The organism is Tenacibaculum finnmarkense genomovar ulcerans (assembly GCF_900239495.1).
GTDB classification, from domain to species: Bacteria; Bacteroidota; Bacteroidia; order Flavobacteriales; family Flavobacteriaceae; genus Polaribacter; species Polaribacter ulcerans.
In genome coordinates this window covers 118,155-129,297 of sequence record NZ_OENE01000003.1, presented here as the reverse complement: position 1 = coordinate 129,297, position 11,143 = coordinate 118,155, and the positions used below count along the sequence as shown (strand labels likewise).

The window sequence follows — 11,143 nt, the reverse complement described above, 5'->3', positions numbered from 1 at the left end:
TATCATTTCTCCCAATTTTTTACGAGTTATTTTTTTACCTTTTGTTAGTTTTGTAATCTTTATATTTTTTTTAGGATTTAAATTAATTTTAGTAGCTCTATACTTTATGTTTCCTTTATTTACTTCTAAAATTAAACCAGGTAAACCAGCAACACCAATAGGACCAAAAAAACTACTTATTTCAGGGCAATACCAAGCGATGACAGGATACTCTTTCATTCCTCCTCTATACATTTTTTTCTCTATTGCTATTGCTTTATAACACAGATAATCTCCTATTTTTTTTGTTTCATTTTTTAACTGCCAATTCAACTGTTCAATATTGACTAAAAAATCTTCACCGAAAATATTTTCCTCTGATAATCTTTCATTTTTAGCATTGTAAAACTTATTATTTCCAGAACCTGCCAAAGCTAATTTACCCCATCGACTTTCCTCCAAAGCCAAAGAAGGAATAACCGCAAAAAAACTTTCTTTTACATTAAATTTAAGCTCAAATTCTATATTTTTAAGTAGTTTATCAATTGATTTATTTACTCTTTCAAATTTATTAAAATTTGAAGCTTTTTTATCTTTTTCTGTTGGTATTTTTCTTTCAATACTTTTTTTATAAGTAACGATTCCTTGTTGTGACTGAGCTATGATATTATTTATAAAAAATAGCGTTATTATTGTTATTAATTTTATCTTATCCATAATATATATGTTTAGGAATATGCTAAATAATATTTAGCATATTCCCTTATTAAATTTATCTTTAACCTACACATCCAACATAATATGCATCCATTAATAGATATTCAATTTTCTCATTTCCTCCTCCATTTTTAATTCCATAATTCCATGCCTCTGAAGCACAATCATTAAACATAGCTTCACTTACTTCACTCGTATTCGCATTTACTAAACTACCTGTAGCAAATACCATTGCTACCCCTTAATTAAATACTCTCTAGCCTTTTTTGTTATTTGTGAAAATTCTTTTTCAGAAATTATTTTTCCTCCTTCAAAAACATCTAACTTAATTTTTTCTTTAGGATTTAATTTAATGACTTTTGCTTTATATATAATTGTACCTGACTGAACTTTTAGCACTAACCCCGGAAACCCTACGAATTCAGAAGGACCAAAAGGAAGTGGAATTTCTGGAGTATACCAAACTAACTGTTTAATTTTGGTTTTTCCTTTTCTAGTTTGATATTCAAAATCTCTCTCTGCTAAATAACAATTATATTTTCCAATTTTTTCTTGCTTGTTTAGCATTTTCCAATTTGAAAAAGTATATTTAGTTTCTATTAAATATTTTTCTTCTAAAAAATCAACCTCCTTTGTAATTGTTTTTTTTTCAGATGAATTATAAAACTTATGCCCGGTTTTATATATTGCTTTAGCCATATTAAAAATATATTGCTCTTTAGAATCTCTAAGCATTGGCTCAATCAATTGGTAAACAGCATTTTTATTAGAAAAAACAAGTTCTAAGTTAAAATTTTCCCCTTGTTTTTCTATCGCTTTAAATAACCTATCATGACTTGAATTTTTACTTTTATATTTTTCTTTATACTCTTTTGTTGGTTCAACAGTTGCATTATATATTATTTTACCAATCACTTTTTGAGCATTACATACAGTTATTACCAATAAAGAAATTACTAAAAAAATGGTGTTTTTCATTATTATTATTATTATTATTATAACTAGACCTCTTTCTTAAAAAAGAGGTCTATAAAAGTTTTAACTTTGCCCTTTACATTGAGCATAAGCCTGATTCATAAGCTCTGTCCCCTCTAAATCATTCATTAAAGAACCTCTAAAATCTTCAGGCCTTTCAAGTGCATCAATTGCAAAATCAAGACAATCTTCTCCCTGAACTTTATCATTAAAAATAGATAGTGATAAAGTCAAACTTATTAAAACACATCGACATTAAAACACTTAAAATCAGATCTTTAATACCCTTTGTTTTTCTTGAAATTACCCATAGCCTCACTTATCATTTCTCCCAATTTTTTACGAGTTATTTTTTTACCTTTTGTTAGTTTTGTAATCTTTATATTTTTTTTAGGATTTAAATTAATTTTAGTAGCCATATATTTTGTGTTCCCTTTATTAACTTCTAAAATTAAACCAGGCAAACCAGCAACACCAATAGGACCAAAAAAACTACTTATTTCAGGGCAATACCAAGCGATGACAGGATACTCTTTCATTTTACCTCTATACATTTTTCTCTCTATTGCTATTGCTTTATAACATAAATAATCTCCTATTTTTTTTGTTTCATTTTTTAACTGCCAAGTTAAGGGTTTATCAGTGACTAAAAAATCCTCACCAAAAATGTTTACCTCTGACAATCTTTCATTTTTAGCATTATAAAACTTAGAATCACCATAAGGTATTAAGGCCATTTCTGCATATTTATTCTCTTCTATTATTAAAGAAGGTACAACCGAAAAAGTACTTTCTATTCTATTGAATTTTAATTCAAACCTAATTGATTTTAAAACATCAATAGTTTTTTCCTCAATCATTTTAAATTCATCAAAATTGAGATCATTATTCTTTTTTTTAACAAAAATTTTTTTTATAAGTTCTTTTTTATAAGTTACAGTTCCCTGTTTTATTATTTGACTTTTTACTGTTATTGTAAAAAAAACAACAATAATTAATAATGCTTTTATTTTCATGTTTAAATTTATTTAGAAACTAGTAGCATAAAAAATATGCTACTAGCCTTATTTATTTTAACAAAATCTAATATAATACCAATTAGTAGCTTTATATTCTTTGAACTCATTACCACGTCCTTTAACTGTTCCATAATCCCATGCTTTTTCAGCACAAGTTTTATCTTCTGAATTTTCACTTACTTCACTCGTATTCGCATTTACTAAACTACCTGTAGCAAATACCATTGCTACTACTAAAATTACTTTTTTCATTTTTTAAATTTTAAGTTTATTCATTAATTTTTACTCCTGTTATTTTAAAAACAAGGGTATTACATCAAAAAAATTAAAAAGAAAAATGCGCGCAATTTATAAACATCCTTCTTCTTTTTACTAGCTAGCAAGTATTAAAAAATAATTACTTCTTTAATACTGTTGTAAAACTAAATTTTTTTTATTTAAAAAATGTTAACGTTTTAAGGGTTAACCCTAATTGGATTAGGGTTAACCCTAATTATAAATTCATGAGATTAATGAGATTAATGAGATTAATGAGATTAAATGTTAAAAAACACCTCTCAAAAACACAAATACCTTTAAGTCATACAATTAAAAAGTTAAATAAATGTTAACGTTTTTAGGGTTAACCCTAATTGAAAATAAGAAAACACAAATGTTAATTAAATGTTAATTATACGTGAATCATTATAAACCAACACACGGAGTATTCACAAGTATTTTACTTTTGATAAAAAACACGTTACAGCGATAATAAATTTATAAGTGACAAACCTGTTTAACTTGAATTGGAATATCTGTTTCGCTACACTATCTTTGATTTATTTACAAACGATTACCAATCCTCAAAAAAAAATTATGACCTTTGAAATAGAACGTAAATTCTTAGTAACTTCGGATGCTTATAAGCAAGTTGCTTACAAAAAAAGCTATATAAAACAAGGTTTTTTAAACTCTCAAAAAGAACGCGTTGTACGAGTTCGAATAAAAGATGATAGCGGTTTTTTAACCATCAAAGGTGCATCAAATAAAAGCGGAACAACTCGTTATGAGTGGGAAAAAGAGATTCCTTTGCAAGAAGCAAAAGATTTATTTAATTTATGCGAAGAAGGAATTATTGAAAAATATCGCTATTTAGTAAAAGCCAATAACCACACGTATGAAATTGATGATTTTCTAGGCGATAATAAAGGTTTAGTGGTCGCTGAAATAGAATTATCCGAAGAAAATGAACTCTTTGAAAAATCAACTTGGCTAGGAAAAGAAGTTACAGGAATTGTAAAATATTACAATTCTAATTTAAGTAAACTACCCTTTTGTAAATGGTAAGATTACACATATTTATAAATTGCCCAAAAATGACTAAAGCTTCCTAAAAGCACAAAAACATGAAAAATAGCATGATTATACGGCACTTTTTTAATCGAATATAAAACAGCGCCAATCGTATAAAAAACACCACCTGCAATTAAATAAAATAATCCATTATAGGGTAAATTTTCCATTAATGGATTTATTAAAAAGATAACCTGCCAGCCCATTATTAAATATAAAGCGGTTGATAATTTATCGAATTTCCCTGTAAAAAACAACTTTAAAATAACGCCTGTCAAAGCAAATAACCATACAAAAATGAATAAATACCAACCTGTTTTTTCGGGCAATACCACCAAACAAAAAGGCGTATAACTTCCTGCAATTAATACATAAATTGCCGCATGATCAAAAATATTAAGCCTTCGGCGGATTTTAGCGTTTTTAGCGGCATGGTAAAAAGTAGAAGCAGCATATAAAATAATTAAACTAAAACCAAAAATACTAAAACTAGCAATTTGCCAAAATCCTTGGTAAAAAACTGATTTTAAAATTAACAAAGGCAAGGCTATCATTGCCAATAACAAGCCAAAACCATGGGTTAAAACGTTTAATTTTTCTTCGATATTGCTATAATTATGATTTAATTTTTCGCTCATTATTTGCTAAATTAGTATCTTTCATATACTTTTTATCATTTAATAATTCATTCTCTAACAAATCAAAAGCTTGCTGATTTAAAACTTTTCTATCTTTTATCGCTAAGCCTTCTACCTGTATAAAAGGAAGTTGTTTTACTCTAAAAACACCTGGGTGTCCTTTAAAAATATCCCAAGAAAACAAGCGTTTTGCATCAAAATATACCTGCGGTACAATTGGCATTTCATATTGTATTGCTAAATTAAATGCACCATTCATAAAAGGCGCTAAAACCACCTCTTCGGTTGGCACTAATCCTTCAGGATAAATGGCAATACTCAAGCCGCTATCTAATCGTTTTTTAATTCGGGCATAAACTTTTTTTCTACTATTAGGGTCGCTTCTGTCAACCATAATTACCGCTTTTTTATAAAAAAAACCAAATAAAGGCACTTTTGACAACTCTTTTTTACCTACAAATAAAATTGGATTTTTACTAGATGCAATCATTATCCACGGGTCTAATAACGAAGTGTGATTTGCTATAAATATATAACTTTTTTCAGAATCGATCGCTTCTTGTCTTTCAAATTTAAGCCTAAAACCCATAGCGTAAATTAAAAAAAATGACCAAGCTCGCATTAGTTTCCAAAAAGAACCATAATATTTTTCATCAGATAAAAGCACCAATACAAAAGGCGCTATTACAAGCACCGAAACAATCATTAATAAGTAAAACCAAACTCGCCAAATTAATCGAAAAGGAAAAAGTATGTATTTCATAAATGCGAATGTAGTAATTTCTTTTGTTTGAACAATTTTAAGCTTATTTTTGCTACTATACAAGTCGTATTAGCAGTCGCTAAAGATTGCTAGATAATTTTTTCAAAACAGCCATATGTCAAGAATTTTAACAGGAGTACAAAGTACAGGAACTCCACACTTAGGGAACTTATTAGGTGCCATTTTACCAGCCATTGAAATGGCGAATGATGCTAAAAATGAATCGTATATTTTTATTGCAGACATGCACTCGTTAACCCAAATTAAAGACGGAAACGAATTAAGAGAAAACACGTATAGTGTAGCAGCTACTTGGCTTGCCTGCGGAATTGACATTAATAAAACTGTTTTTTATCGACAAAGTGATATTCCTCAAGTAACCGAATTATCATGGTATTTGAGTTGTTATTTTCCGTATCAACGTTTAACATTAGCGCATGGTTTTAAAGATAAATCTGATCGTTTAGCCGATGTAAATAGTGGTTTATTTACATATCCTATGTTAATGGCTGCCGATATTTTATTATACGATGCCGAGATTGTTCCCGTAGGAAAAGACCAATTACAACATTTAGAAATGGCTCGTGATGTAGCTAGTAGACTTAACAATACTGTTGGCGAAACCTTAATTTTACCCCAAGGAAAAACCAACGAAAACACCAAATTAGTTCCAGGAACAGATGGTGAAAAAATGAGTAAATCAAGAAATAATTTTATCAATATTTTCTTAGCAGATAAAAAATTACGCAAGCAAATAATGGGAATTCAAACAGATAGCAAGGCGCTTGAAGAGGTTAAAAACCCTGATACGGATAATGTTTTTGCTATTTATAAATTACTAGCTTCGGATGCTCAAATTGCTGAAATGCGTGCCAATTATGAAGGTGGAAATTATGGATACGGTCATGCAAAACAAGCATTATACGAACTAATTATTGAAGAGTTTGCTGAAGTTCGTACAAAATATGCGTATTACATGGAAAACAGAAACGAAATAGATAAAGCCTTAGCAATTGGTGCCGAAAAAGCCCGTGTTGTAGCTGCTGATGTTTTACAAAGAGTTCGTAAAAAAATAGGATATTAATTTGCTGAAAATTTTAAAATAATATGAAAAAATTACTTTTTATATTTTTATTCGCAATAATAGCTTCTTGTTCAAATTCTGCTGAAAAAACCTTTATTACAAAAGCTTCCTGCGGGCAATGTCAGTTTGGAATTGATAGTCAAAAAGGCTGTGATTTAGCCCTAAAAATTGACGATAAAGCCTATTTTGTTGACGGTGCTAAAATTGATGATTTTGGTGATGCTCACGATAAAAATATTGGTTTATGTAACGTTATCAGAAAGGTATCGGTTACAGGGAAAATTGAAAATAATCGGTTTAAAGCAAGCGCTATTAAAATAGTAGAGTAGTTTTAAATTTAATCTTATAAACTAAAAAAGCCTTGAATTTCTTCAAGGCTTTTTTTATAAAGTAAAGCGTTCTAATTATTTTACTAATTTTATTTCTACACGCCTGTTTTCTGCTCTTCCTGCTCTTGTTTTATTGGTTGAAATTGGGTTATTTTCACCATACCCTACAGAGGTTAATCTATCGGCTTTAATTCCTGCTGTTTTTACTAAGTAATCTAAAACTGCTTTGGCTCTTTTATCAGAAAAACGTTGATTAGTTACTGCCGAACCTACACTGTCTGTATGTCCTTCAAGGTTAAATTTTGCCGTGGTATATTCTTGCATAATTTTAGCCATTAAATCTAATTTTGATGTAACGCCTGGCTTAAAAGTTGTTTTACCTGAGTTAAAATAAATAGCTCTTGCAAATTCATCTAATTTCGCTTTTGCTGCTTTGGTAATTACTACCTCAGGGCATCCTTGCTTTTCTAACAATCCTGCTACAGTTGGGCATTTATCATCCTTATCGGCAACGCCATCTTTATCAGTATCAGCCCAAGGACAACCTTTGTTTTCTAAAGGTCCTGCAACTTCCTTACAAGCGTCTTTATCGTCAGAAATCCCATCTTTATCAGTATCAGGACAACCGTTATTTTCAAGCGTTCCTGCTACTTCTGGGCAAGTATCATCTTTATCTAAAATAGTATCGCCATCGGTATCTTTCCAAGGACAACCTTTATTTTCAGGCATTCCTGCTACTTCTGGGCAGGTATCATCTTTATCTAAAACAGTATCGCCATCGGTATCTTTCCAAGGACAACCATCGTTTTCAAGAGGTCCTGCTTGCTTAGGGCACATGTCTAATTTATCAAAAATTCCGTCTTTATCTTTATCTTTTAATTTCCCTTGATAAATAGGAATTTTTAAACCAACATATACATCTGCTGACTTCGATTCTTTTGAAATTAAATTTGATAAAACAGATCCTGACCCTACAAATAAAGGTCCTGCACGAAGCCCTGCTCCCCATGAAAAATTATTGTGTTTATTAATTCCGATAGGTGAATAAAAACTAAACCATTTTGATTCAAATCGTGGCGTTAAAGTAATACTGCTTGCAATATTATTGGTGTTTTCTGCTACTTTTCTTAAACCTGCATCGTAGTTTAAATTTACATAAAATAGGTTGTTAATATTATAATCAACCGCCATATGTAAAGCCGTTGGAAGTGAAATACGAACATCTTCTGTCGTTTTTGTTTCGGTATAAATGTTCTGTAAAGTACCTTCTAAATCATCATAACTATTAAAGGTATCTTCATTGATATTAAGCCCTAATAAATTATAACTGTTTTTTTCTGATCCTTTATAAGAAATTCCTCCGATATCAGTTACCGATAATGACGCTTTTAATTTGTATTTATTCTTATTTTTAAAGTCAAATGATTTCCCGCTTTTATTACTTACTTTATAGTCTTTATGGTCAGGACGCCATTCATATACAAAACCAAAATCAGCACCAAAACTAGTAGCCCCATCAACAAGTTCAAAATCGTTTGAATCAGATGAATCGTCTATTAAATTACTACTTCTTGAATACGATGCTGTTCCATCTGAATCAATAGAACCCGTAGTTTGACCACCTGGTAAAGCAGTTCCATCTACATCATAATCAAAATGAACATCATTACCTTGAGCTGTGTAAAATCCTGCACCTTGAAGATACTTTAACGACAAACCTCCTTTTAAAAAGTGCTCTTGATTATTAAAGATTACTCTTGCGTAAGAAACACCAACTTCTGCCCAAGCATGAGCAGTTCCACTAAAGTCTCCTTCATTAATATTAAAGTCTTTTTCATCATCAAAATCATTGCTTAATTCATCAAAAAGAGTTCCATTTATTTCAGATATATTTGCAACCGATCGAGCTCTAGTAAAAACAGCAATCGAATTATTTTTGTTGATATTAAACATAAACGAAGGTCCCATAACATCTACATTTGCAAACAAATTATTGTTGTTTGTTGGTGTTTTTAAGGTGTTTCTATCGCTATCAAAAATATTTTCATCAAAAGTATTGCTATCTATTTTATTTAGATTAAGCCCAAAATAATCATTACTTAAAAGCGCACTTGCCGACACTATATTTACATCGGTTTTAAAACGAGAATCTACAATATTTGCAGGGTTAAAAATTACACCATGCACCCCGTTATAATTATCAGAATGAAAGCCAACATACGATTGTGCTTTAACAAGTAAACTACTACATAAAAGAAATCCGAACAGTCCTATTTTTTTCATAATACTTTTTAATTTTAAAACAAAAATATACATTATATTTCATTCAACTACTTACTCAATAGAACTCTTATCATAAAATATAAAATGATTATTTAGAGTCTATTTTAATTGATGAAAAAGATATTTTTCAAAAAAGATAAACGTCAATAAACGTCATGCTGAATTTAGTTCAGCATCGCATCAACAGAAGAACTACGGAAAATCAGGGTGCGAACCTGAAATAAACTCCCGTTGACGGATTCGGTTTTCTTTCATATATAATATATATTATATATATTTGCGTCTATCATATTTTGTATATACAAAAAAACTTCTCACTATGAAAAAATTAATAGAAATCGATGATACAATTCTTGTGAAACTCAAAGTATTATCTGCTTTTGAAGGATTAAGTGTAAAAGCTTTGATGGAAAAAGCCATTGAATTGTTTGTCAAAAATAAAGAAAAAGAACAATTAGATGGTTTAACCAATGAGCAAAAAGAAGATTTAGGGCTGTTACTTTTAATGCAACAAGCCGATAGAACTAAAACAGTTCCTAGAGAAGATATCTTTAAAATGTTAGAATAAAATGAACGTAATTTATCTAGAAAGCTTAAAAAAAGATTTGAAAAAAATAAAAGATAAAAAACTACTAAAAAATTTATCTGCCGTTTTTATAAAACTTGAAGATGTTGATGATTTATTAAAAATTTCTAGTGTAAAAAAACTCTCTGGTCATCCAGATGCTTATAGAATACGAATTGGCGATTATAGATTAGGAATTTACTACAATGAAAACAAACTATCAATTGCGCGATTTACAGAAATAAACGAAGTATCAATTGCTCGATTTGTAAAACGAAATGATATTTATAAAGTATTTCCATAAAAACATAAAAAATCCGAAGTAATTTTACTTCGGATTTTTTTATCTCTTAAACTCTATTAAAATCTGCAATTTATTAAGGTGCAGGATTCGGAATTAAAGCATGAACAGCTTCAATTTCGTTTAAAATTTCTTCGGATAAATCAATATTTATAGAATTGATATTTTCTTTTAACTGATCCATTTTAGTAGCGCCAATAATATTACTGGTTACAAATGGTAATTGATTAATATATGCTAACGATAATTCAGCAAGTGTTAAACCATGTTTCTCTGCAATTTTCAAATATTCAGCAACTGCTTTTAAAGAACCTTCGTTCATATAACGTGCTATAAAACGTGGAAATAATGTTCCTCGTGCGCCTTCGGGATGTTTTCCATCTAAATATTTCCCTGATAAAACACCTTGTGCTAATGGCGAATATGCCAATAAACCGATGTTTTCTCGCATTGAAACTTCGCTCATTCCAACATCATAACCTCTATGAATTAACGAATACGAATTTTGAATTGTACTCATTCTTGGTAAATTATGTTGTTCAGAAGTTTGCAAATATTTCATGGTTCCCCAAGGAGTTTCATTCGATAAACCAATGTATTTTATCTTTCCTTGTTTTACTAGATCATTTAAAGTTTCTAAAATTTCCAAATGATTTTCAGCCTCTTTTGCCGATGTTTTATACGGATAATCACGCACACCAAAACAATTTACGCCACGAAAAGGCCAATGTAATTGATACAAATCTATATAATCGGTTTGCAAACGACCTAAACTTCCTTCAACAGCATCAATAATATTTTGTCTTGTAAATCCGCCAGTACGAATATGTTTGGTGTACTCTCCGCCACCAGCAATTTTACTTGCCAACACTACTTTATCACGATTTCCTGTTTTTTTAAACCAAGAACCTATAATTTTTTCCGTTGCTCCATACGTTTCAGGAGTTGCAGGAACTGAATATAATTCGGCAGTATCAAAGAAATTTACCCCTTGTGATAAAGCGTAATCCATTTGCTGATGTCCATCAGTTTCTGTATTCTGATTTCCCCAAGTCATGGTTCCTAAACAGATTTTAGAAACTTTGGTATCGGTATTTGGTAGTGTTGTGTATTTCATTTTATCAATTTAATTAACATAAAATTTATCAGCTTTAACTC

15 protein-coding genes (1 of these 15 running past the window's edge) are annotated in these 11,143 nt (G+C 29.9%); 5 read left to right on the top strand and 10 right to left on the bottom strand.

What is annotated here, in order from left to right; all coding sequences use genetic code 11:
* The 6 genes from DPIF8902391_RS00595 to DPIF8902391_RS00570 form a co-directional block, all read right to left on the bottom strand.
* Positions 1-696: the 5' portion of a GLPGLI family protein gene (locus tag DPIF8902391_RS00595; RefSeq protein WP_172504743.1), read on the bottom strand. Its footprint begins 42 nt before the window's first position; 696 of the gene's 738 nt are visible here — the first part of the coding sequence; its start codon is at positions 694-696; the stop codon falls past the left edge of the window.
* A 61-nt stretch (positions 697-757) separates the two neighbouring features.
* Positions 758-928 carry a succinate dehydrogenase gene (locus tag DPIF8902391_RS00590; RefSeq protein WP_145993560.1) on the bottom strand — a complete coding sequence of 57 codons (171 nt, stop codon included), beginning with the start codon at positions 926-928 and terminating at the stop codon, positions 758-760.
* Positions 929-930: 2 nt separating this feature from the next.
* Complete coding sequence (locus DPIF8902391_RS00585) at positions 931-1,674, bottom strand: GLPGLI family protein (RefSeq protein ID WP_172504742.1); 744 nt, start codon at positions 1,672-1,674, stop codon at positions 931-933.
* Between the two features lie 60 nt (positions 1,675-1,734).
* Positions 1,735-1,905 (bottom strand): hypothetical protein, encoded by a 171-nt coding sequence (locus DPIF8902391_RS00580; protein WP_172504741.1) that lies wholly within the window; start codon positions 1,903-1,905, stop codon positions 1,735-1,737.
* A gap of 44 nt (positions 1,906-1,949) precedes the next feature.
* Positions 1,950-2,687, bottom strand: coding sequence for a GLPGLI family protein (locus DPIF8902391_RS00575; RefSeq protein WP_172504740.1), 738 nt, complete (start codon positions 2,685-2,687; stop codon positions 1,950-1,952).
* Between the two features lie 57 nt (positions 2,688-2,744).
* Complete coding sequence (locus tag DPIF8902391_RS00570; protein ID WP_172504739.1) at positions 2,745-2,942, bottom strand: hypothetical protein; 198 nt, start codon at positions 2,940-2,942, stop codon at positions 2,745-2,747.
* A gap of 603 nt (positions 2,943-3,545) precedes the next feature.
* Between DPIF8902391_RS00570 and DPIF8902391_RS00565 the strand changes: the two genes are divergently transcribed.
* Positions 3,546-4,016, top strand: a complete 471-nt coding sequence (locus DPIF8902391_RS00565; protein ID WP_172504738.1) for a CYTH domain-containing protein — start codon at positions 3,546-3,548, stop codon at positions 4,014-4,016.
* A gap of 2 nt (positions 4,017-4,018) precedes the next feature.
* Here the strand turns inward: DPIF8902391_RS00565 and trhA are convergent, their stop codons facing one another.
* A complete protein-coding gene (trhA, locus tag DPIF8902391_RS00560; RefSeq protein WP_101918604.1) occupies positions 4,019-4,660 on the bottom strand; it encodes a PAQR family membrane homeostasis protein TrhA in 642 nt (213 codons plus the stop codon).
* Positions 4,638-5,423: a lysophospholipid acyltransferase family protein gene (locus DPIF8902391_RS00555; RefSeq protein ID WP_172504737.1), complete on the bottom strand. Its 786-nt coding sequence runs from the start codon at positions 5,421-5,423 to the stop codon at positions 4,638-4,640. The genes trhA and DPIF8902391_RS00555 overlap by 23 nt, the downstream gene beginning before the upstream one ends.
* Before the next feature lie 115 nt (positions 5,424-5,538).
* On the opposite strand from DPIF8902391_RS00555, the gene trpS reads away from it, so the two are divergent.
* Together trpS and DPIF8902391_RS00545 are read left to right on the top strand one after the other, a co-directional pair.
* Positions 5,539-6,507 carry a tryptophan--tRNA ligase gene (trpS, locus tag DPIF8902391_RS00550; protein ID WP_172504736.1) on the top strand — a complete coding sequence of 323 codons (969 nt, stop codon included), beginning with the start codon at positions 5,539-5,541 and terminating at the stop codon, positions 6,505-6,507.
* 23 nt (positions 6,508-6,530) lie between these two features.
* Positions 6,531-6,836 (top strand): DUF6370 family protein, encoded by a 306-nt coding sequence (locus DPIF8902391_RS00545; protein WP_172504735.1) that lies wholly within the window; start codon positions 6,531-6,533, stop codon positions 6,834-6,836.
* A 75-nt stretch (positions 6,837-6,911) separates the two neighbouring features.
* Here DPIF8902391_RS00545 and DPIF8902391_RS00540 read toward each other — a convergent pair whose 3' ends face one another.
* On the bottom strand, positions 6,912-9,119 hold the full coding sequence (locus DPIF8902391_RS00540; RefSeq protein ID WP_172504734.1) for a DUF5723 family protein: 2,208 nt from the start codon (positions 9,117-9,119) through the stop codon (positions 6,912-6,914).
* Between the two features lie 319 nt (positions 9,120-9,438).
* Between DPIF8902391_RS00540 and DPIF8902391_RS00535 the strand changes: the two genes are divergently transcribed.
* Complete coding sequence (locus tag DPIF8902391_RS00535; protein WP_172504733.1) at positions 9,439-9,687, top strand: hypothetical protein; 249 nt, start codon at positions 9,439-9,441, stop codon at positions 9,685-9,687.
* Position 9,688: 1 nt separating this feature from the next.
* On the top strand, positions 9,689-9,988 hold the full coding sequence (locus tag DPIF8902391_RS00530) for a type II toxin-antitoxin system RelE family toxin (RefSeq protein ID WP_172504732.1): 300 nt from the start codon (positions 9,689-9,691) through the stop codon (positions 9,986-9,988).
* A 73-nt stretch (positions 9,989-10,061) separates the two neighbouring features.
* Here DPIF8902391_RS00530 and DPIF8902391_RS00525 read toward each other — a convergent pair whose 3' ends face one another.
* The gene (locus tag DPIF8902391_RS00525) at positions 10,062-11,102 is read right to left on the bottom strand and encodes an NADP(H)-dependent aldo-keto reductase (protein WP_172504731.1); all 1,041 of its coding nucleotides are present in this window, start codon (positions 11,100-11,102) and stop codon (positions 10,062-10,064) included.
* Between the last annotated feature and the right edge of the window lie 41 nt (positions 11,103-11,143).